We start from the raw sequence: 26223 nt of genomic DNA, 5'->3' as shown, positions 1-26223 counted from the left end.
ACAAAATACTACACAGGAAATTTATACCCCGTTACTTATGAAGTTTTTTGATGAAGCGATCATTCAAGTTTATGCAGGTAAAGGCGGCGATGGGGTCGCCAGTTTCCGGCGGGAGAAATATATTCCCAAAGGTGGACCCGATGGAGGCGATGGCGGACGCGGCGGCAGTATATTTGCTGTGGCGGATCGCAATATTAATACCTTGATCGATTATCGCTTCGCCCGTATACATCGGGCCAAGAAGGGCGAGAATGGACAAGGTTCAGACCGTTATGGCAAAAGTGCCGAAGATATTGTGCTGCGCGTGCCGGTAGGCACAATAATCAAAGATATCAATACCGGTGAAACCCTCGCGGATCTGACTCACGATCAGCAAAAAATTCTTTTGGCCAAAGGCGGATCTGGCGGAATTGGCAATCTGCACTTTAAATCCAGCACCAACCGTGCGCCACGTCAATTCACTCAGGGAGAACCAGGACAGGAATTGGAACTGAAGCTGGAACTCAAGGTTCTTGCTGATGTAGGGTTACTCGGCATGCCGAATGCCGGAAAATCTACGCTCATTCGTGCCGTCTCTGCCGCTCGCCCGAAGGTTGCAGATTACCCATTTACAACCTTACAGCCGAATCTCGGTGTGGTTAGAGTTGATCATAATCGCAGCTTTGTCATGGCGGATATTCCTGGATTGATCGAGGGCGCTGCCGAAGGCGTTGGATTAGGGCATCGCTTTTTGAAGCATCTGACTCGCACCCGTTTATTATTACATGTGATCGACATGACACCGCTCAATGCGGAAACCAATCTCGTTCATGAGGCCCGGGCACTTGCCAAGGAACTGGAAAAGTTTGATGCATCTTTATCTCAGAAACCACGCTGGCTGGTTTTAAATAAAACTGACATGATGCCGGAACAAGAGCGCGACGAGCTATGTCGTCAATTTGTCGACAAATTGGAATGGAAAGAAAATTACTTTATTATTTCCGCATTGACAGGTGAAGGATGTAAACATCTAATCTATGCCATTATGGAATATCTGGAGCAGCATTTGCCACCACAAGAGGGCAATTCTATTGTGGAAAATGAGATCCCGAATCAATGTTAAAGCAAGCACGCCGTATCGTTATCAAAGTAGGCAGCAGTCTGGTAACCAATCAGGGTAAGGGGCTAGACCATTCCGCCTTGGCCGGCTGGGCAGCACAAATTGCCACATTAAAACAGATGAATAAAGATATCGTGCTGGTTTCTTCAGGCGCAATCGCTGAAGGTATGCAACGACTCAACTGGGAAATCCGTCCTACCGCACTGTACGAATTGCAAGCTGCGGCCGCTGTAGGGCAAATGGGACTGGCGCAAGCTTATGCCTCAAATTTTTCACAATATCATTTGCAAACTGCCCAAGTACTTCTAACTCATGAAGACTTATCCAACCGGAAACGCTATCTTAATGCCCGTTCCACTCTGACCACCTTGTTAAAACTCAATATCATTCCCATCATTAACGAGAATGATACGGTAGCGACGGATGAAATCCGTTTTGGCGACAATGACACACTGGCAGCACTGGTGACCAATCTGGTTGAAGCGGATGTACTGGTAATACTGACGGATCAGGCTGGTTTATATACAAGCGACCCCCGCAAAAATCCGGATGCAAAACTATTACAGGAAGTCAATGCTGGTGATTCTGCATTGGAAAAAATGGCTGGTGGCGTAGGTAGCAGTATCAGCCGCGGCGGCATGCAAACCAAAGTAATCGCCGCCAAACGCGCTGCCCGTAGCGGCGCGAATACTATCGTAGCGTCCGGTCACGAAAATAACGTGCTGGTGCGGCTGAGTCAGGACGAGGCTATCGGCACACGCTTCCTAGCCAGAATGCCTGTTTTGGCGGCACGCAAGCAATGGCTGGCTGATTACTTGCCGGTGCGCGGTTATGTCACATTGGATCAGGGAGCTGTAAAAGCGCTTTGCGTCGATAGAAAAAGTCTGTTGCCCATTGGAGTCACTAGCGTGGAGGGTGAGTTTGAGCGCGGAGAAACGGTAGCCTGTCTCGACAAGGAAGGCAGAGAGATAGCCCGCGGTTTGATAAATTACAGTGCGGTAGAAACACAGAAAATCCTGCAGCAAACCAGCAGTAAAATAGAAGTCCTATTGGGCTATGTCGATGAACCGGAGCTCATCCATAGAAATAATCTTGTACTGCTTTAGCTTGTAGCTGGAACTATATACCGAGTTTCCCCTCCCGTTGATTTTACCTGCAAACATCAATGACTACCTCATTCGATAACAACATACAACGCATCGCTGCCATTGATTGGTTGCGCGGAATTGTCATGATACTGATGGCACTGGATCACGCTTCATGGTATTTCAACACCCATCGGATTTTTGCGGATTCCTTCCTGCTATATGAGCCTGGCGTGCAATTTGCTTCCGATCAGTTTTTCACCCGCTGGATCACTCACATCTGCGCGCCCACTTTTATTTTTCTAGCTGGCGCATCCATTGCCATCAGTAATTTCCAGCAACGGCAGCAAGGTATCAATGATGCGGTCATTGAACGCGAATTACTGCTTCGGGGCGCTTTTATTACCTTGATTGATTTATGCTTGTTTTCTCTGGTTTCTGGCAAACCTATATTCCAGGTCCTTTATGCCATCGGCATCAGCATGATGTTGATGGCTCCTCTACAGCGACTTGGAATCCGCATGGTCTTGTTACTGTCAGTGTCGATCATTGCCGGAAGTGAATTATTACTTATGCTACTGTGGCAGCCCGGCAGCGAGACTCCCTTCTGGTTGGCCATCACTTTTGCGCCGGTATTCGGGGAATCTTACACCGTGCTGTACCCTGCATTGCCATGGCTGGGTATCATGCTCCTGGGTTGGGCGTTCGGCCAATGGTTCATCGCAACCCAATTCGATTTACGGACAATTGCACGCCTGCTGATGACCATCGGTTGGTTTATGTTGACTTTGTTTGTAATAATTCGCGGCCTGGATGGTTATGGCAACATGTTCATGTACCTGGAAGGAAATACGCTAATACAGTGGCTACATGTCAGCAAATATCCGCCGAGTCTCACCTATACCTTACTGGAACTGGGTTTGATGGCGATTATTTTAGCACTGCTAATGCGTCTGGAATCTATGAAACGGACCGTCAATCCCAACGGACCTTTGCTAGTCTTCGGGCAAACCGCCCTATTCTTTTATCTAACCCACTTCTGCGTGCTGACAGTACTAAAACTCCTATTTGAACGCGGCAGCCTGGAACAAACCTACGCAATCACGCTAGCGGCACTGATCATTCTATATCCGGTCTGCCGTGTTTACCGCTCACTGAAATACCGTTACCGGCAAAGCTTATTGCGTTTTCTGTAAAATGAGCTATGATCGAAAAATACATGAATCAATATAAAAGGAAACAAATTGATGCGGATAAAAATAATTAATACACTGTGCTTAGTCATGGGCTTAACAGTTTTTTTAGCAGGATGTTCAACAACTCAGAAAATAACCAGTTCAGCCAGAACAGCCACTGAACAGCTATTAATAAGCGAAGCGGTAATGCGTAGTATCTCCCAATCATCAGATTTTTCCTTGCCCATCCCTAAAGGCTCCATAGTTAAGCTTGATCTATTCGGGATAAGCGGAGATAAGGATTTAGTAAAAGGAGTTGTTGCAGGTTGGCTAGGGCAGCAAGGTTATATCGCACAAGACGAGTCTGCCACTTATCGCATGAATATTGTCGTCGATTCTTTAGGAACGGAGCACGCCAACACCTTCTTTGGAATTCCTCCAATTTCAGCAGCTTTAATTCCCATTTCGTTACCCAAGCTTTCATTTTATGAAGCAGATTCTCAAACAGGATATGCTCGGTTTCATTTAGATATCTTTGAGATACCCTCCGGTCGTTTCGTAGGTACAACCGCACCGTTTATAGCTGAAACACATTTTAATATGCATACCGTGCTATTTTTAATTAAATTCAAAAGAACCGACCTGACATCGCCTCCATCCGTTGGATCTTTCAAGAGTCTGGTACGCTAAAAATCAATACAGCGACCGCAATTTATCGTTTCCCAAAAGAAATCGGAAGGATTCAGAGAAATGAGGATTACTTTAGAACGGTCCTGTAATTTCATAGGTCAAGCCATCTTCAAGTAATCCGGTCTTGCCGCGTATGGAGCTAAAATATAAGCGTGATCCATCCGGACTAAAAGCAGGTCCGGTTATCTCCGAGCTATCCTGATCGACGATTCGCAATATAGGTCTAGCTTTACCTTCTGCCAATGCGACAAGCTCCATATTTCCGCCATCTTCAGCAATCAATAACTCTCCCGCAGCATTGCCCGTAATACTGTCCACTCCGGTAAGTATGGGCTCTAGATACAATGAAGCGTCGTAAATAATCCTTACGGATTGTTTTAGAACATCATACGCCCAAACACGATTATCTCCTTTGGTTGAGAAATAGACGATTCCCCATCGATACCAAATACCCTCTCCTCCATTAAATGAGGTGCTGGCAGAAACTTGTTTACGCGTAGGCACCAAGGTCGCCAATGGATCGGGTACAGCATGCCAGTACACTGTTCCAGTGCTTTTATCTATTACTTCCGCAACTTCCAGCACACCATGATCAAGATCAGGATTTCCTTTCGCATCGACCATATCAGCGGTATAACGATAAAGACGGCCATCCGGCTCATCTTCAGTCAGATAAATTTGTTTTCGTGCGAAATCCACGGCAATCGCTTCATGCCGAAATAAACCTAAAGCGCTTCTGGGTTGCGCGGCCCTTTTTCCTGACGGATCGCACTCCCATACCATTCCTCTATCGACTTCTTCGCATGATAACCATGTCCACCACGGTGTCTTACCACCGGAACAATTACGATCCGTCTGATTTAATATGGAATACGCATCAATCACCTCTCCCAGCGGATTGAAACGTAAAGCACCCACACCGCCGCCGCCATGATCAATCTCGCTGTTGGATACATAAATCCAACCCCCATCGGCTATACGAAAAACAGCACCGCCATCCGGCGCGTCATGCCAGGTATAACCAAAAAGCTTTTGCCCTGAGTAAGCCACAACACGCGAAGTAAAACCCGGAGGCAAACATATCCCATTAGCATCTGGAGGTCCCAAGTTTCCCAGGGATAACAATGAAGAAGCTGCAGCTCGGGCGGGTGATGGTAACAGAATGTTGCCAAAAAACGCACCCAACCCCATAAAACCGTATTGCAAAAATCTGCGGCGCTTAACGTCTTTAATATCAAATTTGCGCATTATCCAATAACCTATTTTTTGGAAAATGCCATACTATGATATTGCCCTTCCAGTACAAGGAATTAATACAACACTATTTCAGCTTCTATTCTGATGTATGCAGTCAATTCTTCGCACCGGTATGTTTTCTCCCCGCACCTTCCTGAATACGCATGACTAGATCGGAAGTTGAAATACCGGGGGTATAGGGTAATTCCTGAATCATCGCATCCGGCAACATGTGACATAGTTTATATTTCTCCTGACGCTCCTGTTCGGAAACGCAAGCGAAAGTATAAATATCGAAACCGTTCCGCAGCATATATTCCGGCGTAACTCCCGGCGGGGTTTCCGTCATCACGGCATCGACATATTTGCAGGCAGCCACAACCGCAGCCCGTTCCGCCTGCTTCATAACCGGTAATTTTCCTTTGTTTTCCATCACACGCTCGTCAGACACCACACAGACTGTCAAATGCGTGCCCAACGCACGTGCCGCCCGTAAAAAGTTGATATGTCCCTCGTGAAATAAATCAGCTACCATGCGCGTATAGATGCGTTTCTGTACTTGATTCTTCGGCCATGCCGGTATTTCACGGTTCAAACGCACCATCGCGTGTTCCATCCATTGACGACCCCGCAATGCAAGGACATCATCGGGGTCTTTCAATACAATTTGATGCGCATAACACCATGCTTTGGCCAGGTTTCCCAGTAACCAATGTTGTATCAGCCGGTGATATGCGTAGCAGCGTACCAGCAAAGTAAAATTCTCCAGATTGAGCGCGGACACGACTGTATCCCAGTTGGGGTTGGGCGTGCGCCAATCCCCATAAAATGCCCGCAGAATCTTTTCCGGCTGACGTGGAAACCAAGCAGTCCCATGCTCAGTATTTCTCTGAATCAAGTCAATTTTTGGAAAAACCGATACGCGTTGATAATCATCCGGATAGCCAGGCAAGGCAAAACCGCCCACAATTTGCTTCCCTTTCTCTTGCAAACCGCAGACATCTAACGTAACTCCCAATTCCGGATGCACATAATCACGATAATTGGCATATTGGATGCGCATCGGCACCTTCTCCCACCCTGCTTGCTCCAACGCAGCGCAGCAGGCATCCCAGGATTGCATTTGCACCGCGATATCGATGTCTTTATCAAAATCCAATAAACAGCCGTTACGCACTAAACCCAGCAGAGTACCCGCAAAGGGAAATGCGGGAATATTCAATTGCGCTAATTTCGCGCAGGTGACCCACAACAATTTTTCCGCTTCACCCGAGGCAAAAGCATTCGTCCCGCTTCGTAATGGTTTGGTTTCTTCCTTTTGTGGCGGGATCTTACCGGATTTAGCCAGTGCCATTAAATGATTCAAAGCGATTGTAAAATGTGCTTGCGACGCTGACAGATCCAGCAAAATAAAACTCGCGGTACCCAGCACATGCGCCCAATGCGCTTTATGAAAATCACCCTGCACATGCTCATAAATGACTGCCGCATAAGCCGGTACTTCAGCCGTGCGTCCGGTACGCATCGCCAAAGAACACCATAAGCGGGCAACGTCCTGAGACAGCGGATTTTCACTTTTAAGCCTACCGACTATCTCATCCGCCTCATTGAATTTACCTGCTGCGATCAGATCTCTCCCCTGCAGCAACCGCTCGTTCAATTTCCGGATCATAAGGAGCCGGCCGTTATGCGGGTTTCTATTTTTTTTATCATCGCTTAATCAAGTCTATTCGTGTAACGATCCCTATCAATGATTGCATTTTAATCATTATTCACTATAATAGGAATCATTCTCATCATTGTTTTAATGAGGAGGTATCAAAAAAATCGCATCAATTCAATACATAATCAGGAGATCACATCATGGCAGTAGAAACAGTACCTCGCCCGAACTTAGGATCAGGAGCTATTAAATTCATTGATGGCATCGGATTCGACGGTATCGGATCTGCCGGATTCGACGACAACGATTTACTCATTATCGGTGATGAACTGGATAATATTCTGGAAGGCGGAGCCGGTCACGATGAAATCGATGGCGGTGCAGGAAACGATACCATCACCGGCGGAGCCGGCAATGACATTTTGAACGGCGGCGACGGCGACGACATTATAGATGGACAGGAAGGTACCGAAAGATTATTTGGCGGCAATGGTAACGACATCTTGCTTGCAGGCGGTAGCGTACCTGTTAGCCTCGTTGCCCCTGGAGCGGGGGATTTTGACCGGCTCAATGGCGGAGCGGGTAACGATACGTTCGGTTTTTATGGGCTTGGAAACTTTGAGATTGCTGATTTCACCATCGGTGAAGATCGCTTGTTTTTTGATTCTGAAGTACTTGGAATCACTCAAGTTTCAGAATTACTTCCGCATATCACCAATTTTGTGGATAACGGAGATGATGGGTTTACTGCTGAATTCCTCGGCGGTGCAGCCTACATTGAGCTGGTGGGTGTAAACCTGAACTCAATCACAGCAGACATGATTGTCTTTACACTTTGATATCACTAAACTCTATATTATTGATTTATAAGTTAATAAATTGCTTCCAGCATCAACTGGAAGCAATTTATTATCCTGAAATACGGAATCCGATGTTTTCCGGATAACCACAAAACAAGCTTGCAATCACCTGCGTTCAATTTAATCACTGAGTCGATTTCATCCATCGATTCAAAGCAACCCCAGGTTATGAGTAGTCAAATGTAATTTCTAAGGGCTTTTCTCTACTCATACGATTCATAATCTATGAGACCCCTTAGTTCAACATTGAGCGCTTCTCAACATCTATCTTCAAAAGTCAGCGATAGAATCGCATCGTTATTGGATGCGATAACCTCCAGAATCCTGACGAATGAGTACCTTGCCATGTTATTCCTTGCGATATCTTCATCGGTGTACAAAATATCAGGTTAAACTATAAAACTTTTTAATTCTGGATCATGTTATGGATGAACAATCGAGTCTGCTGGCCTTATTCACCAGCAGTTTCCTGGCTGCCACCCTTCTTCCAGGCGGATCTGAAGCTGTTCTTGTAGGTGTCTTGCTGGCGTACCCTGATCTCCACTGGCAAGCGCTTATTTTGGCAACTATCGGCAATACATTGGGCGGGATGAGTTCGTATCTTATTGGCCGGTTACTACCGGATGAAAAAACATTGCATAAAAAATTAGGTAGCAATACGCGAAGTCTGGAATGGGTGCGACAGCACGGCACCCCTATTCTGCTTTTATCCTGGGCGCCTCTGATCGGTGATGTGTTATGCGTGGCTGCCGGATGGTTACGAACCAATTGGTTATGGGCGCTATTATTTATTGCAGCGGGTAAGTTTGCCCGTTATTGGATTATTGCAACAGCAATCAATTAGCTCTAAGCCTGCTTGCACGATTCAGTCGTTTATGGATGTAAACACCCTGAATCGTGGCTCATTATTCTAACTGGAATCAGTTAGTTCTCGAACAGTTTCTGCAACTCTCCAGACTGATACATCTCTGTCACGATATCCGAGCCGCCGATAAATTCACCATTCACGTATAGCTGGGGTATGGTGGGCCAGTTGGAGAAATCCTTGATACCCTGTCTGACCTCCGGATCTGCCAGAACGTCAACCGAGAAAATATCATCAACACCACAAGCTTTAAGAATATTCACAGCATTTGCTGAAAAACCACATTGTGGTTGATCCAAAGTACCTTTCATATAAAGTACCACCGGATGTTTAGTGATTTGCTGTTCGATTAAATCTTCAACGTTCATAGTATTAATTTCTCCAAAAGATTATTCCCAAAAGTTTTATACAGAAAATACAAGAAAACAACTAATTAATTAGTACATTAGAACCATAATGTAATTTTATGGTTTAGATTGACGAACTCAGTTGACCGCCACTTACCCGCATTATGCCAGCCAAATCTGGATAAGAACAAATATTACTAAAATCCTTATTACGTAACAATTGCCTGCAAGTCTCAGCTTGATTATAACCGTGTTCCAGTAATAGCCATCCTTCCTTACCCAGATAACCCGGTGCTGCATTAATAATATGAGTAATGCAGGCCATACCGTATTCTCCTGCAGACAAAGCCATTTCCGGTTCAAATCGCAGATCGCCTTGCTGCAAGTGAGGATCATCCTCAGCCACATAAGGTGGATTTGATACAATCAGATCAAATTTCTCCCCTGAAAGTTCATCAAACCAATTTCCCCTTATGACATTTAGATTAGCCACTTCCAGAATCTCTACATTGCTTTGACAAACATCGATAGCAGCAGGCGATAAATCAACTGCAATGACTTGAGATTGAGGACGATGCTTGGCAATGCTAATCCCGATCGCGCCACTGCCTGTACCCAAATCCAGCACTTTACAAAATTTTTGAGACGGTATCAGCTCGAGCGCCCACTCAACCAGTAATTCAGTTTCAGGACGAGGAATTAACACCGCTTCCGTAACTTTAAACGTTAAATCGAAGAATGCACGTTTTCCAATTAGATACGCCACTGGCAAGCCCTCGATGCGCTGCTGAACCAAGCTGGAAAATTTCTCGAATTGCTGTACAGTTAATGCTTGATCAGGGTGAGTCAGCAGAAAAGCATGATTCACGGATAACACATGCCGTAGCAACAGAATTGCATCAATAGCGTCAATTTCCAAGTACGCCGCAGCCAGTGCTTGTGAGATCGTTACAAGTGGCATAGCAATGATTTAGAACGATCAGCAGACACTGATTATTCTTGCACTGATGCAGCTAACAACTCAGCCTGATGCTCGGCCATGAGTGCCGAACAAAGCTCATCGATGTCCCCATCCATAATCTGATCCATCTTATAGAGCGTAAGATTGATACGATGATCGGTCACCCGTCCCTGTGGAAAATTATAGGTACGAATCCGTTCCGAGCGTTCACCGGTACCCACTAATGACTTCCGTGCAGCTGCTTGCTCCGCGTGCTGCGCACGCATTTGTTTGTCGTGAATGCGCGCCGCCAACACGCTCAATGCCTGTGCCTTGTTTTTATGCTGCGAACGTCCATCCTGACACTCCACAACGATCCCGGTGGGTAGATGAGTCACACGCACGGCTGAATCGGTTTTATTGATATGCTGACCGCCGGCACCGGAAGCACGAAAGGTATCGATACGTAATTCCGCGGGATTCAAAACCACTTCACTCACTTCATCCGCCTCAGGCATAATAGCCACGGTACATGTAGAGGTATGCACACGACCTTGAGTTTCAGTTACGGGTACACGTTGAACACGGTGGCCACCGGATTCAAACTTAAGTTTCGAATATGCGCCGTAACCAATAATTTTAGCGATAATCTCTTTATATCCGCCAATTTCCGACAGGCTTTGCGAAATAATCTCCACTTGCCAACGTTGTCTTTCTGCATAGCGTGAATACATGCGAAACAAGTTTCCAGCAAACAAAGCGGATTCATCCCCTCCCGTTCCTGCGCGTATTTCGAGAAAAATATTGCGCTCATCATTGGGATCTTTCGGAAGTAATTGCTTTTGTATTTCCGATTCGATCTGAATCAGTTTTTCTTTTCCAGTTTGGATTTCAGTCTCGGCAAATGCACGCATATCCAAATCGGCATGCATCTCCCGCGCCGTTTGCACATCACGCTCAAATTGCTGATAAGACCGATAAAGCTCAACAATCGGAACAATTTCAGCATGCTCGCGCGTAAGTTTACGGTAGTGATCCAGGTCTGCAGTTGCAGATTCGCTGCTCAGCAAATGATTTAATTCGTCCAAACGCACACTCAGACGAGTGAGCCGATCCATGATATTTTTGTTCATTGGGGACGGTGCAGTTGATACAGTCGATTAATCAATTCGACTAATTCCTCACGCTCATCCGCTGCTGCCTGATTTAAAGCATTGGAAGGCATATGCAAGAATTTATTTGTTAAACCGGTACTTAAAGCTTCTATAACTTTCTTTGGATCTTCACCTTTTTCAAGCAATTTGGTGGCTTTAGCCAATTCATGCCGACGATGACGTTCACCTTGATCACGTAACGCGCGAATTGTGGGAACCATTTCACGCGTGGCAAACCAGCGCATAAAATCAACTACATTCGAATCAATGATAGTTTCAGCCTGTGTAACCGCATTAAGACGTGAATCCAGCCCTTCCTTGACGATCTCGGATAGATCATCGACATAATAAAGAAAAACATCATCGAGTTCTGCCACTTCGGATTCAACATCTCGCGGCACAGCGAGGTCAACGATAAATATCGGCCGATGTTTGCGTATTTTAATTGCGCGCTCCACCATACCTTTACCCAGTATGGGCAAGGGACTTGCTGTGCAAGTTACCACGATATCGTGCAACGCCAATTGCTCGGGCAATTCGCTTAAAGTTATAGCCTGTGCATTAAAACGATTGGCTAATGCTTCGGCGCGCTCAGTAGTCCGATTGGCAACCGTAATCTTTTTGGGATTACGGGCCGCAAAATGATTAGCGCATAATTCGATCATTTCACCCGCGCCGATAAATAAAACCCGCTGTTCGGCAATATCACCAAAAATTCGTTCAGCCAAGCGCGTAGCCGCCGCAGCCATTGATACAGAACTAGTACCTATCTCAGTCGAGGTTCGAACTTCCTTAGCAACGTAGAACGTGCGCTGAAACAGCTTGTGCAGTAATAATCCTAGTGTCCCTGCATGTTCTGCGGATTTAATCGCACTTTTTAACTGTCCCAGTATTTGCGGTTCGCCCAATACCATCGAATCTAAACCACTGGCAACCCGGAATGCATGTTTCACGGCCTGCTCGCGTGGCAATTTGTATATGTACGGATCCAATTCACGAGTCGGCAAATGATGAAAGTCGGCCAGCCATATGACAGCATCTTCGGGGCTTTCGGTGCAACAATATACTTCAGTACGATTGCAGGTGGAAACGATGGCAGCTTCCTTTATTGGATTGCGCCCAACCAGATCGCGTAACGCATGCTCCATCGTATTTTCAGGAAAAGCAACTTGCTCACGCACATCCAGTGGCGCGGTGTTGTGATTGATTCCAAAAGCAAATAATTGCATGGAAGATAATGTTGCCAAGGTGAACAATTAGAAAGAAATGATTGGTAATTATAATATTAGGTTTTCTTAAATACCATCAATGCAATTAATTTATTTCACTTGCTCTGGATACTTAATGCCACGGGGTAATTGGAATTATTGAAATACTATTTTTTGGTGATCCTTCAATAATTCTGTCGCTATAAGTTAAATAAATGAGGACATTTCTTTTGGCATCATAAAATCGCACTACCTGTAAAGATTTAAATAGTAGCGATGTGCTCTTTTTAAAAACTTCTGTTCCATCCTCATCACCATTTTTTACTTTCTCAGGCAAAGAAATCGGACCAATCTGCCGGCATGCAATTGAAGCATCTGAAGTATCTTCAGCAATCCCTACCATACCACTGACCCCTCCTGTTTTAGCTCGACTTAGATAACAGGTGGCTCCAGCAATATCCGGATCATCAAATGCCTCGATTACGATTTTATCGTTTGCTCCTAACACTTTAAATTTAGTGGAAACGCTACCAATTTTTTCTGCCATCACATGAGAAGTTGTTTGCAGCATTAGAAAACCAATCAACAATGCATTTAATAAGCTCTTGGTACTGACAACTTTAAAACTTTGCATAATTTTCTCCCGATAAAACTCAATAGCATATACTGATTCTGCTTCTATTTAACTCCAATCTCTGACTACAATCTTGCGAATTAATGTCATTGAGTTCTGGCAGATATGTAAGTTGCATATATAGTCAATTCCAGCAACATTAATCAAGAATTTTAAAACCCGTATCATTCCGCTCATTTTTCTTGGAGTGACACAAACTGAATAGGTGTCATTAAATCCCTAACTCATACAATCGAAAATAACAGAAGATATTATTTGATAATTGGTAGGCGCGATTGGATTCGAACCAACGACCCCCACCATGTCAAGGTGGTGCTCTAACCAACTGAGCTACGCGCCTGAAAAAAACGGATTTTAACCGAAACAACTAGCTGCTACAAATAATTAATTGAATTGGATGAATTGATTCATAATAAAGATTTTGATTCAAAGCTAAATTTTCCAAAAATACAAAAAAATCATGAGTTCTGGGTAATATAACCCTACAGCATGTGAAAGCACTACAGATAATGAAGAATATTTCTTATTATCAAGACTAAATATCAATAATTTTGAAATGAGGTTTTAAAATTTCATTTCTTGAATCTGGCTAAATGCTGAATACTTTATTAGCAAAATTAAATTTTCAATAATGTTCATATTCAAATTTTCGAGTATACTCGCCCGCTGCAAGCATCATCCAGATTAAGTAAAGGAATTAATTTGGATGCAATAAGTTAGAAGCAAGCGAAGAGCTATATATTTATAGAATAATGAATTGGCATTTTGCCGAGGAGAATTTATGCGCAAATTAGTATTAGACTTCTTTTTTTTAACACTACTTGTCCTGCCACTTAGTGTCTTTGCTCATGGAGACGAAGAACACGAACATGATGAAGATGAACCAGCAGCAGAATCTGCCTCACACTTGGAAAGCGGTATTGGGTGGCGGGTTGTGCGTACTGTGGAATTGGGGACTTCAGGGAAATTTGTGCATTTGGTGCTGATTGATCATAGTAAGTATACTGACAAAACGATCTATAGTGCGGCTATTAATAGACTCTGCAATCCCAATGATGAATTTTGCAGAATCAGATTCTGGAGCGAAGAAAGATTTATACCAGAGAAAGCTTCTTTAACCGTAGAGCAAAACAAACAACTGAGAGCTGATTATTTAGTCAATAAAGCGGGCGGCATTCATCATCTTCAATGGTCATGCAGCGTTAACCCTGATAAAAATAATTGCTTCTAAGATATAAACCTGATGTGCTTGGATAAGCAGTGCGGCACTATAAATCATTAAATATGCAAAGTACGCTTATCCACACCAAGTGCAGCTTCATGAAAAACTTCTGATAAAGACGGATGAGCATGCACAATGCAGGCGATATCTTGGCTGCTGGCTGAAAATTTCATCGCCATAACCGCTTCTGAAATGAGCTCCGACACATGGGGACCAATCATATGCACACCCAGTACACGATCAGTTTTCTCGTCAGCCAAAATTTTTATAAATCCACTCGTCTCATTTATGGCACGAGCACGTCCATTCGCAATAAATGGAAACTGACCAGCCTTATAAGCAATGCCAGCTGCTCTTAATTCCTGTTCGTTTTTTCCTACCCATGCAATTTCAGGTGCCGTGTAAATAACCCAAGGTATCGTATTGAGATCGATTACCTCATCTACACTGGTCTGATTTGTCTCAAGATGTTTAATCATTTCTGCAACGGCCACGCCTTCTTCGGATGCTTTATGCGCCAGCATAGGCCCTCGAACCACATCGCCTACTGCATATACATTGGTCAGATTAGTCCGGCAATTCTGATCAACAATAATAAATCCGCGTTCATCTACTGACAAACCATTCTCGTCCACACCCAATCCAATAGTATTGGGAATACGACCAATGGCCACAATCAGTTTGTCAACCTCCATAACCTGTTCCTGATTGTTGGAATCACCATAACCCACGACTACAGAGTTACCGGATACCTTAACCGATTTGATATTGACACCAGTGTTGATTTGCAAACCAGGTTCTTTGGCGAAAATGCTTTTTGCTTCTTTAGCAATTTGTTCATCGGCTGCCATCAAAAATCCAGGCATTGCTTCAAGAATAGTGACTTCGGCACCCAACCTACGCCATACGCTCCCCATCTCAAGCCCGATCACCCCTGCACCAATGACTCCCAGCCGCTTAGGTACTTCCATTAAGGCTAAAGCACCGGCGTTATCCAGAATCATCTCATTATCGATTGGCGCAAAAGATAATTGCCGAGGTATCGAACCCGTCGCTACAATCACATGCTTTGCCTCGATTGTTTCAGTAGTATCGCCATTGTCAACTTTTATTTTCCAAGCATGGGTAGATTCTTCCCGACTCAGCAACGTTCCCCGGCCATGCATCGACTTAACCTTATTCTTTTTGAATAGTGAAGTAATGCCAGCGGTAAACGTGGTAACAATTTTGTCCTTGCGCGCAATCATGGTTGGAATGTTTACCGAAACATTTTCTGCAGAAATTCCATGAGCGGAAATTTTGTGCTGAATCTTGAAATAATTCTCAGAAGATTCCAGTAAAGCTTTGGAAGGAATACAACCGACGTTCAGGCAAGTTCCGCCAAGGCTGGCTTTACCCTTTGAATTTTTCCACTCATCAATACAAACCGTATTTAAGCCTAGCTGCGCACAACGAATTGCCGCAACATATCCCCCTGGACCAGCACCAATAATTGCTACATCGAATGTTTCTGACATAATGAGACCTTATGTGAAATTTTTGCCAAGAGATAATTTTAAAACAAAATAGCTTGCATATAGTTTGCTTTGAAAAATAAATACAAATCTACTGTAACGGCAACTCACCACTTTCACATCCAATAATGCTGATTTCACGTACCGCCTGCACATATTCTCCATTTTCACGCAATTTTATTATCGAACCGGTATTATTTCTGGCATGCAAACGTGCCAGCCGGGAAAGGCTTGTCGCTGACATTTCCCAACGCAATCCATGTAGAACTTCATCGACCCCTGAAGGATTATTGCAAATTAATATCATGTCGCAACCCGCACCGAGCGCAGCTTGCGCACGTGAAAGCATAGATTCAAAATAATCTCCGGCACCACGCATACTTAAATCATCACTAAAAATACAACCCTCGAATTGCAATTCCCTACGTAAAATTTTTTGTAACCAGATTCTCGAAAATCCGGCAGGTTTGGAATCTATTTCTGGGTAGATGATATGTGCTACCATTACCCCAGCCACTCCCGAATCAATCATATGCTGGAATGGGACTAAATCGTCCCCTGCAATCTCAGCGTATTGACGTGTGTCGATTGATTTTTCCAAATGTGAGTCAGTCTGGATATAACCGTGTCCCGGAAAATGCTTTACTATTGCCGGCATACCACCTTTCTTAAGCCCGAGCATCAAATTATACGCCAAGTCCGAAACAACCTCGGCCTCATGATGGAAGGCACGATCACCGATCACAAAATTTTTCCCACAATCCAGATCCAACACCGGTGTAAAGCTGAAATCGATACCGCAAACATTTAACTCAGCCGCCAACACGAAACCAACCTGTTTAGCTAAGTGCCGGGCCCGACTCGATTGCTTATCCCAAATTTTTCCCAACTCACGCATTGCAGGCAGTTTTGTGAAGTTTTCCCGAAAACGTTGAACACGCCCACCTTCATGATCAACCGCAATCAGCAAATGTGGACTTCGTAACGCATGGATCTGCTGGGTCAACTCGGTCAATTGACGATGGTTTACATAATTGCGGGTGAAAAGAATGACACCCCCTGTTAAGGGATGCAAGAGCCTCTTGATTTCATCCTCAGATAATTGCGTTCCTGAAATATCGAGCATCACTGGTCCCAGCGGCACGATTATTTCTCCAATACAACAAAAGCACAAACCATATTCACTTCGTCGCTAATAGAAAGATGATGTTGTGTGATTCCCTGGTCGAAAAGTAATTGATTGAGTTCAGGGTGAAATTGGAAAAATGGTTTTCCCAAACCATTGTGAGTAATCGTAATATATGTCAAATTAACCGGGTGCCGTAAACCTGTACCCATCGCTTTGGATAACGCTTCTTTAGCAGCAAAGCGACTAGCAAGAAAAAGTATTGGTTTACTACTCGTTTGATACTCTTGCAACTCGCTATCGGTTAATATACGCCGCGCAAAGCGCTCGCCGAAACGACTCAATGAGTGTGCAATCCTAGCTGATTCGACAATATCAGTTCCAATACCATAGATCATTTACGCGACTCGAGCATGAGCTGTTTCATTTCTTGTACAGCACGTTTAAAACCAACAAAAATAGCTCTGGCAACAATTGCATGCCCAATATTCAATTCCGAAATCTCAGAAATGGCTGCAATGGCTTGAACATTTTCATAATGCAAACCATGTCCGGCATTCACTTTCAGATCAAGATCTCGACCCAAGCCAACGGCTTCCTGCACCTCAAGAAAATGTTTTTCCTGCGCCTCAAATGAATGTGCATCCGCATAGCTGCCCGTGTGGATTTCGATAACAGATGCACCCGCTCGGGCTGCAGCATTAATCTGTAGGGCATCAGCATTAATGAACAATGAAACACGTATCCCCGCGTCTCCCAATTTTTCACATGCACGCCTGATCTGATCGAAATGCTTCACGACATCGAGACCCCCTTCCGTTGTTAGCTCTTCACGTCTCTCAGGCACTAAACAAATATCGTGGGGCTTTATTCTAAGTGCGATAGCAATCATTTCATCAGTCACTGCACTTTCCAGATTCATTCTGGTCGTCAGCCGGTTACGTAAAATCTCCACATCACGATCCTGAATATGCCGTCGATCTTCGCGCAAATGCAAAGTAATCGCATCAGCCCCGGAAGATTCGGCGATCAATGCCGCTTCAATCGGGTCCGGGTATGTTGTTCCGCGCGCTTGCCGTAATGTCGCCACATGATCAATATTGACACCTAATTCAATCATTCTCTGAGACTCCCAAGACGCCAACAATCCTTAAAGGTTTATTCATACCCCAGATTTCTTAGCACACTTTCACTATCAGCCCAACCGCTTTTAACTTTAACCCAAACTTCCAGATACACCTTCTCCCCAAACAACAACTCCATGTCTTTTCTTGCCTGGCTTGCTATTAGCTTAAGCTTCTCACCTTTCTTTCCAATAATAATTGCTTTCTGATTGGGTTTATCAACCAGAATGGTGGCATAAACTTTGTGCAGATGATTTTCCAACTTAAACTGATCAATCACAACGCTGGTCGAATAAGGAATCTCATCACCAACCAGGCGAAATAATTTTTCACGAATAAATTCTCCGGCAAGAAAACGCTCACTGCGATCTGTAATTTCATCCTTATCGTACAAAGGTTCACTAACAGGTAAGTAGTTGCGGATGTTATTAAGAAGCTCTGCTAGCTGAATTTTATACATCGCGCTTACCGGTATAATGTCAGAAAATTTAACTACCTGAGCTACTTCACCCAGAAATGGCAATAGTCGATTCTTATCTGCCAATTTATCAATTTTATTGACCACTAAAATAATCGGAACATTCGCGGGTAGAATTTTGAGCACAGCGATATCGCGTTGATCAAGGCACATCGCTTCAATGACAAACAATATGACATTCACCTCGCGCATACTTTGGGTTACCACCCGATTCATTGCGGTATTTAAAACACTGGCATAGTGTGTTTGAAAACCAGGTGTATCAACAAAAACAAATTGTGTCTGTTCATCCGTCAAAATACCATTAATTCTAAAACGAGTAGTTTGCGCTTTCTTGGATGTAATGCTGATTTTCTGTTTCACCAACTTATTTAACAAAGTCGATTTCCCCACATTGGGACGACCAATAATTGCTACGTATCCAGTACGAAAATTGGCATGAAGAGTCATTCTGAAGTATTGTAAGTAATAACTAGCTTATTAAACACTATTAATTTAGTGCGTATGCTGCAGGCAGATTTTTTCATAGGCTAATTTTGCAGCCACTTGTTCGGCACTCCGGCGATTGGTGCCTTCACCTGCAGTTCGAATATTTAATGAGGATATTACACATTCCACTTTGAATTTTTGTTTATGCGCTTTCCCACTGGTTGTAACCACTAGATATTCTGGCAATGATAGTTTCTGGTTTTGTAAAAATTCCTGCAATAACGTTTTAGGGTCCTTAGCGGGTGATTTAAGATCAATATTTTGTATCAGAGGTAAATAGATCGCCATAACTACTGTTTCCACCTGCGCATAATCACTATCCAGGTAAATGGCACCCAATAAGGCTTCAAAAGTATCTGCAAGAATCGATGGGCGATGACAGCCACCGCTTTTTAGCTCGCCTTCACCTAATCTGAGCAGCTTATCCATTTGTAAATTAAGCGCAATGCTCGACAATGCCTTTTGATTCACAAAATTGGCACGAAGCCGGGACAAGTGACCTTCTGGCAATTCTGGAAAATGCTTATAAATTATTCCTGAGATTACGCAGTTCAATATCGCGTCACCCAGAAATTCAAGGCGTTCATTATGTGGAAGACTATGGCTTCGATGAGTTAACGCTGTTTGCAATAAATGGGATTGAGTAAAACAATATCCTAGACGTTCACAGAATATATCTAGTAACTGTCGAGTATTATTTGATATGGTCTCATCTCGCATAATCTTTCAGTACTAATCGTTCACTGCTTCAAAATCAATGCTTAAGGACACATTGGAAAATAGAGGGATTTTTGCTGTATAGCTGGCACTCAAAATCACTCGCCCATTTTCTCTATTTATCTTAATATCTTGACCGCTGATAGACTTAATATCATCAATCTGGGCACGCCTACTAAATGCTAGTCTTATTTGGTTTAGGTTCGTATTTTGCAAGCTTGTATCTTTAGCAATGGCCGATAGATTCTTTTTAATTGCTGAATATTCTATATATGCCGGCGCAATTCTCAGACTAGTGATAACAATTAACACCAGAACCACGGACCACATTAATAAGCTGACCAAACCAATACCTCTTTGTTTCAGTGACATTTTGTGATAATTCACATTCTCACCTCATAGAAAAAAGCTTATTATCTAATCGACAATCCGATACGACCAAGATCTCCAAAATTCCACCAAATCATGAATGCCTTACCAACAATATTTTCCTCCGGCACGAACCCCCAATAACGACTATCACTACTGCTATCACGATTGTCGCCCAAAGTAAAATAATTTCCAGCTGGCACTTCGCATGTAAACCCGGTACGACGGTACTTGCAGTTATCACGGAATTCAAATTGCCGCACGTTCGAAAACTGGATACCTTTGATATCCTGGCTAATAATAATGGAATGACTTTCGCCAGCTAAATATTCCGAATAACGATCAGAATAAATATACCCCAGTCCGGATTCGACATATTTATAGTCACCCTCATATTCCATTTTTATCACTTCCCCATTAATAATTAACTGCTTATTATGGTAAGTAATAACGTCACCCGGGACACCGACAACTCGTTTGATGTAATCGATTGATGGATCTTCTGGATAACGGAAAACCAATACATCCCCTCGTTTGGGTTCATCCATCTCCAAAATTTTCTTATTAATGACTGGAAGCCTTATACCATAGATATACTTATTTACAAGAATAAAATCCCCTATCAATAATGTAGGTAGCATTGAGCCTGATGGGATTTTAAATGGCTCAATGACAAAAGAACGCAAACTAAAAACAATCAAAATGATAGGAAAGAAGCTTTTGGGATATTCGATCCACCATGGCTCATTCTCATTCGGTTCGCGCTTTTTCTTCCAGAAAATAATATCTAATAACCAAATACTTCCGGTAATTACAAGCAGAATTAAAAGTATCAGTGGAAAATTCATGCAATTTCCTTTGATTGCGCATAAGGAGTGCTGTTTTGAATTATTATGTATGCGTTCAAATTCAACCTAAAATCCTGCGTAAAAATTTTTTTTCTACTCATCATTATTATTTATTATCGACTTGCAAAATTGCCAGAAACGCCTCTTGTGGAATTTCCACATTGCCAACCCGTTTCATTCTCTTTTTACCTGCTTTTTGTTTCTCCAGCAACTTTCGTTTACGCGAGATATCGCCACCGTAGCATTTTGCCAACACATTCTTCCGCAATGCCTTGACTGTTTCGCGTGCAATAATATGAGCACCTACTGCAGCTTGTACGGCGATATCAAACATCTGACGGGGAATTAACTGTCGCATTTTTTGCACTAATTCACGCCCCCGATACTGACTGCTACTTCGATGAATGATCAAAGACAACGCATCAACCTTGTCGCCGTTAATCAATATATCCAGCTTTACTAAATCGGAAGCACGAAACTCTTTGAATTCATAATCCAAAGAAGCATAACCGCGACTAGTCGATTTCAATCGATCAAAAAAATCCATAACAACTTCATTAAGCGGCATTTCGTAGGTCAGCATAACTTGCTTACCCATATACTGCATATTCACTTGATTTCCACGTTTACTAACGCACAAGGTAATCACTGCGCCAACATACTCTTCCGGCACAATAATAGTTGAAGTAATTATAGGTTCGCGAATCTCGGCAATTTTTGACAGATCTGGTATTTTTGACGGGTTCTCAATTTCAATCACCGTACTATCCCGCATCAATACTTGATAAACAACAGTAGGGGCTGTCGTAATCAAGTCCATATCATATTCGCGCTCTAAGCGTTCCTGCACAATATCCATATGCAACAATCCGAGAAAACCGCAACGAAAGCCGAAACCCAATGCCTGAGATACTTCCGGTTCAAAATGTAGTGAGGAATCATTCAGTTTCAGTTTTTCCAACGCAGAACGCAACGCATCATATTGATTGGATTCTACGGGATATAAACCGGCAAATACTTGTGGTTTTATTTCTTTGAAACCCTGAAGGGGATTTGCCGCTGGATGAATTGCAGAAGTTACGGTATCCCCTACCTTCGCTATATTCAATTCTTTAATACCCGAGATGATAAAACCCACCTCACCAGCACTGAGCGAATCACGATAGGCTGATTTTGGCACAAACACCCCTACCTGCTCACATAACTGCACGGATTTGCTTGCCATCAGCAATATCTTATCGCCAGGCTTTACCGTACCGTCCATCACTCTGACCAAAATCACGACACCGACATAATTGTCAAACCAGGAATCAATAATTAAGGCTTTTAAGGGCGCATTCGGATCACCTTTCGGTGCGGGAATTTTAGCGATCAAAGCTTCTAAAACATCTTCTACACCTTCTCCTGTTTTTGCACTGATTTTGACTGCATCCTGCGCATCGATTCCAATCACTTCTTCAATGTTACTAATGACACGTTCCGGATCAGCAGCAGGAAGATCAATCTTATTTAGAACGGGAACAACTTCAACATCCTGTTCAATCGCCGTATAACAATTGGCAACGGTTTGCGCCTCAACACCCTGTGACGCATCAACTACCAAAAGTGCACCCTCGCAGGCCGCTAACGAGCGCGAAACTTCATAAGAAAAATCAACATGACCCGGTGTGTCAATCAAATTCAATAAATAAATTTCACCATTTTTTGCTTTGTAGTGTAATGCCGCCGTTTGGGCTTTGATGGTAATGCCTCTTTCACGTTCCAGATCCATAGAGTCTAATACTTGCGCCTCCATTTCACGATCGGATAAACCGCCACACAGATGAATAATACGATCCGCCAGCGTTGATTTGCCGTGATCAATATGGGCAATGATGGAAAAATTACGGATATGCTGCATCAGGATGTCAAAGATAGAGGTGTATATTTCCAACAGAGCGCTAAAAACTCACCAGCCAAGCTGAAAACTTAAATTATATGGCAATTAAAGAGGCAGCATTCTAACGAAATTTACCAAGATAATCATCTAAAGCTGCTAAATCAAGAAAATAATGACAAATCACTTGATTGGTAAGTGGTGAAATCAATACCGGAATTTTTTCTCCATAGCGTGCAACCAGTTCTGGATCGGAATCAATATCAACAACCTTGAAATCGAATGATAGCTGCTGCTGCAAATTCTGCAACGCAAGTATCATATCTTGGCAAAGATGACAATTTTCGCGGCCATAGATGAGCAGTTCCCGTATTTGATCAGGGTGAAAAGAGTTAGACTCAATTCTCTTTTTCATCATCGGAGAGTTTCATCGTAATAAAAGTTGTGATATCCCCTCTTTTTACAAGTAAAGCAATGTTTTTTCCACTTTTAACTTGATTGAGCAGTTCATTAAACTGCGCGACACTTTTTACGTCTTTACTGTTAAATCCCAGGATAATGTCCCCTATACGGATTCCTGAACGACTGGCAATACCAGATTGCATGTCTTCAACCAGCAAACCATTGGCAATCTCCAGCTGTTTCTTTTGCTCATCGGTAACTTCACTTAATGCCAACCCAAGACGATTAGAAGTATCCGGTTTTTTGCTTTGCTTAAGTTTGCGGCTTTCTGCTCCCTCATCAGAAGGTGTTTCTCCAACTTCGACCTTAATTGTTCTTAAAGCACCATCTCGCCAAATTTGAATAGTTGCTTTTGAACCTGGTTTAGTATTGCCCACGATGCGGGGTAAATCTGAAGATGTTAAAACCTCCTTTTCATCGAACTTCAAAATAATATCACGAGCTTGAACCCCGGCTTTCCCCGCCGGGCCATCCTTTTCAATAGAAACGACTAAGGCTCCTCTACTATCCGTTAATCCAAAAGATTCCGCCAACTCTTTAGTTACTTCTTGAATCATTACACCAATTCTTCCTCGGCTTACTTTACCACTAGTCTTTAGCTGATCAGCAATCTCAGTGGCAACATTGATCGGTATAGCAAAAGACAATCCCATGAATCCGCCCGTGCGGCTATAAATTTGAGAATTAATTCCAACCACTTCACCTTTCATGTTAAACAATGGCCCACCTGAATTTCCTGGGTTAATTGCAACATCAGTTTGTATAAATGGAACATAATTTTCCTGCGCCAAAGAACGTCCTTTAGCACTCACAATACCCGCAGTGACGCTATGCTCAAAACCAAATGGAGAACCGATTGCAATCACCCACTCACCCACCTTAAGATTCTCCGGGTTTCCTTGTGTAACTACAGGCAAATCAGTAGCACTAATTTTAATCAGTGCAATATCGGTCTTACGATCGGTACCAATAATTTCAGCGACAAACTCTCTTTTATCATTAAGCTTTACGGTTATCTCATCAGCAGTTTCAACCACATGCGCATTCGTCAGAATATAACCATCCGAACTAATAATAAAACCTGATCCCAGCGACTTAGGTTCAGACTTTCTTGGGCCGGGGAAAGGCTGTATATGTCTTCTAAAAAAATCATAAAATGGTGAGTTCTCTGGGATTCCTGGTATTTCAGGAATTATCTGATTATTCATTACATTTAAGCTCTGTACAGCACTGATATTCACTACCGCAACACCATGTTTCTCTACTAGCCCGGTAAAATCAGGCAGTTCGGTGGCTTGAACAAATGTTACCGATGAAAGCAAAATAAATGGAATTATTATTAATTGAAACATACTTCTTATCCTTACTGTACGCTTATGTAAAAAATAACTACTGATATACATGATTAACGATCATAGTTTTGTATAAATATTAATTTTTGAATCATGAAGTTAAATAAATATTTTTGAGGTTATGCTTCTGATAAGGAATAGTAAAATATATAAATAACTTAATTAACCTTGATAACAGAATCGCCGATTAGTTTTATGGTTTCCATTGGTGCCTCACCTATTGTAGTTATTTTATTGCCCTCCAGCACGCGCACATAGATATTGATTGCCCCCCGATCTGTAAAGAAACCAGATGTAGGCGTTGGTGTATCTTCTCCCATAGACTCAATAAATACAGATACTGTTGCAAGTCCATCGGATAAGGCAATATGATCCACAAACACTGGTTTCTCAGTCAAATTACGCTTCATTCCAACTAATTTTCTAAAACCTGAAGGTAAGTTATTGATCTTCCATTCTAGTTCACCTTCACCGATGACAGAAGTCAATAGATTGGTTACCTTCCAATCATCTTGCGTCATGAATGAATTAGATTTCAATAAATCGGATTGAATTTCTCCGTCAATTTCTAGCTGTGCAAATGCAAATTGTTCAATAATCTGACTGCCGTCCATGATAGCACTTTTTAATAGCAAACCCGTTTTGGTATCTATCCAGAATTGATGACCATGACGTAAAGAATCCCTTGGTATCAAGGAAATGATCTGACTTTCATGATTGATTATACGTTCACGTTTGACCTCTTTGATATAATAATTCTCATCAATGTTACCAAATGGCTGCGGAAGAATATCCGGGAAAAATTTTCGAAACCAACGTTTCTCGGTATATATTTTTTTGCTTTCTGGCAAATAACATTTCATTTCATCGTTAGTACGCAAAACTATTCGTGGCGATCCATCTAAAACTTCAATTCTTTCATGTTCGCCAGCTTGATCATTTTTATGAACAATGCGTGATGTCTCTATATGACTATCCGCATAATAAATGAATACTCCGGAATAGTTATGCCGACGAGGAGCTTCGGCCATTTTTTTCAACCACTCAAGGGCATCTTCAGACGAAGGAGGCAACTCCTGTGCTAGTACAACTTGAATACCAAATGCTAAAAAACATAACAACGAGATAATACTGCGACTAATCATCTACCATATCTTTCGTGATATTCAACGTTATGAATATTGCTCGCTTGCCCTCGCATCGTAATTCCTGGAGAAAATTCTCTATGCACGAACAAATAATCATTAATTTCAACCGGCGGATGTGAATAATTATGGATTAAAGGTGGGGATGAAACCATAATGGGAGCGGCAGTTAGACTATTCTCCTGGTTCGATTGCTCAGCAATCATTATTTGCTGCGGTTTATACAAATTATTCATAATTAGACCCGCAGAAATCATTGCAACAACAGAAGCAGCAGCTGCGAGCGTAAATACTTTATATTTCTGTTTTTGGATTGCAGTTGTTACATTGGAAGAAAGTACTGTAGGTTCGGTTATTAATTTTTGACTGACTCTGGAAGATATATTCATGGATAATCGGGATGACTTTCGGAGTGTATCGCCAATCAAATGATAAGATCTCCATTCATTCTGTAAATCATTATCTTTTCTGATAGCTTCAATAATATGGGTAACATCCTGTTGATCAAGCTCATCATCCATCAATGCAGATACTTTACTTTTCAC

General features: G+C 42.8%; 27 protein-coding genes and 1 tRNA gene. 7 read left to right on the top strand and 21 right to left on the bottom strand.

The features are described from left to right. Positions 1-37: 37 nt before the first annotated feature. From cgtA to CPG39_RS13440, 4 genes are read left to right on the top strand one after another with little or no spacing between them, the layout of a single operon-like run. A complete protein-coding gene (gene cgtA / locus CPG39_RS13455) occupies positions 38-1102 on the top strand; it encodes an Obg family GTPase CgtA (RefSeq protein ID WP_096294067.1) in 1065 nt (354 codons plus the stop codon). Further along, entirely contained in the window at positions 1096-2205 is a 1110-nt protein-coding gene (gene proB / locus CPG39_RS13450) for a glutamate 5-kinase (RefSeq protein WP_096294066.1), read from the top strand. Before cgtA ends, proB begins: the two co-directional genes overlap by 7 nt. 59 nt (positions 2206-2264) lie before the next feature. Next, positions 2265-3380, top strand: a complete 1116-nt coding sequence (locus CPG39_RS13445) for a DUF1624 domain-containing protein (RefSeq protein ID WP_096294065.1) — start codon at positions 2265-2267, stop codon at positions 3378-3380. A 51-nt stretch (positions 3381-3431) separates the two neighbouring features. Then, complete coding sequence (locus CPG39_RS13440) at positions 3432-4049, top strand: hypothetical protein (protein ID WP_096294064.1); 618 nt, start codon at positions 3432-3434, stop codon at positions 4047-4049. 72 nt (positions 4050-4121) lie between these two features. Here CPG39_RS13440 and CPG39_RS13435 read toward each other — a convergent pair whose 3' ends face one another. Beyond that, positions 4122-5297 (bottom strand): alkaline phosphatase PhoX, encoded by a 1176-nt coding sequence (locus CPG39_RS13435; protein ID WP_096294063.1) that lies wholly within the window; start codon positions 5295-5297, stop codon positions 4122-4124. A gap of 103 nt (positions 5298-5400) precedes the next feature. After that, positions 5401-6957, bottom strand: a complete 1557-nt coding sequence (locus CPG39_RS13430) for an adenylyltransferase/cytidyltransferase family protein (protein ID WP_096294062.1) — start codon at positions 6955-6957, stop codon at positions 5401-5403. A 191-nt stretch (positions 6958-7148) separates the two neighbouring features. Here CPG39_RS13430 and CPG39_RS13425 point away from each other — a divergent pair, with 191 nt between their 5' ends. Then, the gene (locus CPG39_RS13425) at positions 7149-7787 is read left to right on the top strand and encodes a calcium-binding protein (RefSeq protein WP_096294061.1); all 639 of its coding nucleotides are present in this window, start codon (positions 7149-7151) and stop codon (positions 7785-7787) included. A gap of 445 nt (positions 7788-8232) precedes the next feature. Then, positions 8233-8652, top strand: a complete 420-nt coding sequence (locus CPG39_RS13420; RefSeq protein ID WP_096294060.1) for a YqaA family protein — start codon at positions 8233-8235, stop codon at positions 8650-8652. Between the two features lie 80 nt (positions 8653-8732). Here the strand turns inward: CPG39_RS13420 and grxD are convergent, their stop codons facing one another. The 6 genes from grxD to CPG39_RS13390 all read right to left on the bottom strand — a co-directional run bounded on the left by grxD (position 8733) and on the right by CPG39_RS13390 (position 13296). Then, a complete protein-coding gene (gene grxD, locus CPG39_RS13415) occupies positions 8733-9041 on the bottom strand; it encodes a Grx4 family monothiol glutaredoxin (RefSeq protein ID WP_096294059.1) in 309 nt (102 codons plus the stop codon). Between the two features lie 103 nt (positions 9042-9144). After that, complete coding sequence (prmC, locus tag CPG39_RS13410) at positions 9145-9981, bottom strand: peptide chain release factor N(5)-glutamine methyltransferase (protein WP_096294058.1); 837 nt, start codon at positions 9979-9981, stop codon at positions 9145-9147. A gap of 32 nt (positions 9982-10013) precedes the next feature. Further along, the gene (gene prfA, locus CPG39_RS13405; RefSeq protein WP_096294057.1) at positions 10014-11093 is read right to left on the bottom strand and encodes a peptide chain release factor 1; all 1080 of its coding nucleotides are present in this window, start codon (positions 11091-11093) and stop codon (positions 10014-10016) included. Continuing rightward, a complete protein-coding gene (gene hemA / locus CPG39_RS13400) occupies positions 11090-12343 on the bottom strand; it encodes a glutamyl-tRNA reductase (RefSeq protein WP_096294056.1) in 1254 nt (417 codons plus the stop codon). The genes prfA and hemA overlap by 4 nt, the downstream gene beginning before the upstream one ends. A gap of 112 nt (positions 12344-12455) precedes the next feature. Continuing rightward, entirely contained in the window at positions 12456-12893 is a 438-nt protein-coding gene (locus CPG39_RS13395; protein WP_419866152.1) for a CreA family protein, read from the bottom strand. Positions 12894-13219: 326 nt separating this feature from the next. Beyond that, positions 13220-13296, bottom strand: a tRNA-Val gene (locus tag CPG39_RS13390). 441 nt (positions 13297-13737) lie between these two features. Between CPG39_RS13390 and CPG39_RS13385 the strand changes: the two genes are divergently transcribed. Further along, complete coding sequence (locus CPG39_RS13385; RefSeq protein ID WP_096294055.1) at positions 13738-14187, top strand: hypothetical protein; 450 nt, start codon at positions 13738-13740, stop codon at positions 14185-14187. 47 nt (positions 14188-14234) lie between these two features. Here the strand turns inward: CPG39_RS13385 and lpdA are convergent, their stop codons facing one another. From lpdA to CPG39_RS13320, 13 genes are all read right to left on the bottom strand, one after another. Further along, entirely contained in the window at positions 14235-15695 is a 1461-nt protein-coding gene (lpdA, locus tag CPG39_RS13380) for a dihydrolipoyl dehydrogenase (protein WP_096294054.1), read from the bottom strand. Between the two features lie 88 nt (positions 15696-15783). Next, the gene (gene nagZ, locus CPG39_RS13375; protein ID WP_096294053.1) at positions 15784-16836 is read right to left on the bottom strand and encodes a beta-N-acetylhexosaminidase; all 1053 of its coding nucleotides are present in this window, start codon (positions 16834-16836) and stop codon (positions 15784-15786) included. 2 nt (positions 16837-16838) lie between these two features. Then, positions 16839-17216 carry a holo-ACP synthase gene (acpS, locus tag CPG39_RS13370; RefSeq protein ID WP_096294052.1) on the bottom strand — a complete coding sequence of 126 codons (378 nt, stop codon included), beginning with the start codon at positions 17214-17216 and terminating at the stop codon, positions 16839-16841. Beyond that, positions 17213-17938: a pyridoxine 5'-phosphate synthase gene (gene pdxJ / locus CPG39_RS13365; RefSeq protein WP_096294051.1), complete on the bottom strand. Its 726-nt coding sequence runs from the start codon at positions 17936-17938 to the stop codon at positions 17213-17215. The genes acpS and pdxJ overlap by 4 nt, the downstream gene beginning before the upstream one ends. Positions 17939-17976: 38 nt before the next feature. Further along, a complete protein-coding gene (era, locus tag CPG39_RS13360) occupies positions 17977-18870 on the bottom strand; it encodes a GTPase Era (RefSeq protein ID WP_096294050.1) in 894 nt (297 codons plus the stop codon). 45 nt (positions 18871-18915) lie between these two features. Then, positions 18916-19629: a ribonuclease III gene (gene rnc / locus CPG39_RS13355; RefSeq protein WP_096294049.1), complete on the bottom strand. Its 714-nt coding sequence runs from the start codon at positions 19627-19629 to the stop codon at positions 18916-18918. A 12-nt stretch (positions 19630-19641) separates the two neighbouring features. Beyond that, on the bottom strand, positions 19642-19998 hold the full coding sequence (locus CPG39_RS13350) for a DUF4845 domain-containing protein (protein WP_231990315.1): 357 nt from the start codon (positions 19996-19998) through the stop codon (positions 19642-19644). Between the two features lie 41 nt (positions 19999-20039). Then, the gene (gene lepB / locus CPG39_RS13345; RefSeq protein WP_096294047.1) at positions 20040-20843 is read right to left on the bottom strand and encodes a signal peptidase I; all 804 of its coding nucleotides are present in this window, start codon (positions 20841-20843) and stop codon (positions 20040-20042) included. Between the two features lie 106 nt (positions 20844-20949). Continuing rightward, complete coding sequence (gene lepA / locus CPG39_RS13340; RefSeq protein WP_172424152.1) at positions 20950-22746, bottom strand: translation elongation factor 4; 1797 nt, start codon at positions 22744-22746, stop codon at positions 20950-20952. Positions 22747-22843: 97 nt separating this feature from the next. Then, the gene (locus tag CPG39_RS13335; protein ID WP_231990314.1) at positions 22844-23137 is read right to left on the bottom strand and encodes a glutaredoxin family protein; all 294 of its coding nucleotides are present in this window, start codon (positions 23135-23137) and stop codon (positions 22844-22846) included. Then, on the bottom strand, positions 23118-24533 hold the full coding sequence (locus CPG39_RS13330; protein ID WP_096294046.1) for a DegQ family serine endoprotease: 1416 nt from the start codon (positions 24531-24533) through the stop codon (positions 23118-23120). Before CPG39_RS13330 ends, CPG39_RS13335 begins: the two co-directional genes overlap by 20 nt. A 158-nt stretch (positions 24534-24691) precedes the next feature. Continuing rightward, entirely contained in the window at positions 24692-25678 is a 987-nt protein-coding gene (locus CPG39_RS13325) for a MucB/RseB C-terminal domain-containing protein (protein WP_096294045.1), read from the bottom strand. Then, the gene (locus CPG39_RS13320) at positions 25675-26223 is read right to left on the bottom strand and encodes a sigma-E factor negative regulatory protein (RefSeq protein WP_096294044.1); all 549 of its coding nucleotides are present in this window, start codon (positions 26221-26223) and stop codon (positions 25675-25677) included. The genes CPG39_RS13325 and CPG39_RS13320 overlap by 4 nt, the downstream gene beginning before the upstream one ends.

Source organism: Nitrosomonas ureae (assembly GCF_900206265.1).
GTDB lineage: Bacteria > Pseudomonadota > Gammaproteobacteria > Burkholderiales > Nitrosomonadaceae > Nitrosomonas > Nitrosomonas ureae_C.
The sequence above is the reverse complement of the archived record's forward strand: the minus strand, read 5'-3'. Positions and strand labels throughout refer to the sequence as shown.

What these genes read in the sequence shown, in the direction of transcription:
- prfA (WP_096294057.1), bottom strand. Translation starts at nt 11,093, where the DNA reads ATGAACAAAAATATCATGGATCGGCTCACTCGTCTGAGTGTGCGTTTG.
- CPG39_RS13395 (WP_419866152.1), bottom strand. Translation starts at nt 12,893, where the DNA reads ATGCTGCAAACAACTTCTCATGTGATGGCAGAAAAAATTGGTAGCGTT.
- cgtA (WP_096294067.1), top strand. Translation starts at nt 38, where the DNA reads ATGAAGTTTTTTGATGAAGCGATCATTCAAGTTTATGCAGGTAAAGGC.
- CPG39_RS13435 (WP_096294063.1), bottom strand. Translation starts at nt 5,297, where the DNA reads ATGCGCAAATTTGATATTAAAGACGTTAAGCGCCGCAGATTTTTGCAA.
- prmC (WP_096294058.1), bottom strand. Translation starts at nt 9,981, where the DNA reads ATGCCACTTGTAACGATCTCACAAGCACTGGCTGCGGCGTACTTGGAA.
- proB (WP_096294066.1), top strand. Translation starts at nt 1,096, where the DNA reads ATGTTAAAGCAAGCACGCCGTATCGTTATCAAAGTAGGCAGCAGTCTG.
- CPG39_RS13350 (WP_231990315.1), bottom strand. Translation starts at nt 19,998, where the DNA reads ATGTCACTGAAACAAAGAGGTATTGGTTTGGTCAGCTTATTAATGTGG.
- CPG39_RS13335 (WP_231990314.1), bottom strand. Translation starts at nt 23,137, where the DNA reads ATGATGAAAAAGAGAATTGAGTCTAACTCTTTTCACCCTGATCAAATA.
- CPG39_RS13420 (WP_096294060.1), top strand. Translation starts at nt 8,233, where the DNA reads ATGGATGAACAATCGAGTCTGCTGGCCTTATTCACCAGCAGTTTCCTG.
- acpS (WP_096294052.1), bottom strand. Translation starts at nt 17,216, where the DNA reads ATGATCTATGGTATTGGAACTGATATTGTCGAATCAGCTAGGATTGCA.
- hemA (WP_096294056.1), bottom strand. Translation starts at nt 12,343, where the DNA reads ATGCAATTATTTGCTTTTGGAATCAATCACAACACCGCGCCACTGGAT.
- grxD (WP_096294059.1), bottom strand. Translation starts at nt 9,041, where the DNA reads ATGAACGTTGAAGATTTAATCGAACAGCAAATCACTAAACATCCGGTG.
- CPG39_RS13325 (WP_096294045.1), bottom strand. Translation starts at nt 25,678, where the DNA reads ATGATTAGTCGCAGTATTATCTCGTTGTTATGTTTTTTAGCATTTGGT.
- pdxJ (WP_096294051.1), bottom strand. Translation starts at nt 17,938, where the DNA reads ATGATTGAATTAGGTGTCAATATTGATCATGTGGCGACATTACGGCAA.
- rnc (WP_096294049.1), bottom strand. Translation starts at nt 19,629, where the DNA reads ATGCGAGATGAGACCATATCAAATAATACTCGACAGTTACTAGATATA.
- CPG39_RS13440 (WP_096294064.1), top strand. Translation starts at nt 3,432, where the DNA reads ATGCGGATAAAAATAATTAATACACTGTGCTTAGTCATGGGCTTAACA.
- lpdA (WP_096294054.1), bottom strand. Translation starts at nt 15,695, where the DNA reads ATGTCAGAAACATTCGATGTAGCAATTATTGGTGCTGGTCCAGGGGGA.
- CPG39_RS13425 (WP_096294061.1), top strand. Translation starts at nt 7,149, where the DNA reads ATGGCAGTAGAAACAGTACCTCGCCCGAACTTAGGATCAGGAGCTATT.
- CPG39_RS13430 (WP_096294062.1), bottom strand. Translation starts at nt 6,957, where the DNA reads ATGATCCGGAAATTGAACGAGCGGTTGCTGCAGGGGAGAGATCTGATC.
- CPG39_RS13385 (WP_096294055.1), top strand. Translation starts at nt 13,738, where the DNA reads ATGCGCAAATTAGTATTAGACTTCTTTTTTTTAACACTACTTGTCCTG.
- CPG39_RS13445 (WP_096294065.1), top strand. Translation starts at nt 2,265, where the DNA reads ATGACTACCTCATTCGATAACAACATACAACGCATCGCTGCCATTGAT.
- era (WP_096294050.1), bottom strand. Translation starts at nt 18,870, where the DNA reads ATGACTCTTCATGCCAATTTTCGTACTGGATACGTAGCAATTATTGGT.
- lepB (WP_096294047.1), bottom strand. Translation starts at nt 20,843, where the DNA reads ATGAATTTTCCACTGATACTTTTAATTCTGCTTGTAATTACCGGAAGT.
- CPG39_RS13330 (WP_096294046.1), bottom strand. Translation starts at nt 24,533, where the DNA reads ATGTTTCAATTAATAATAATTCCATTTATTTTGCTTTCATCGGTAACA.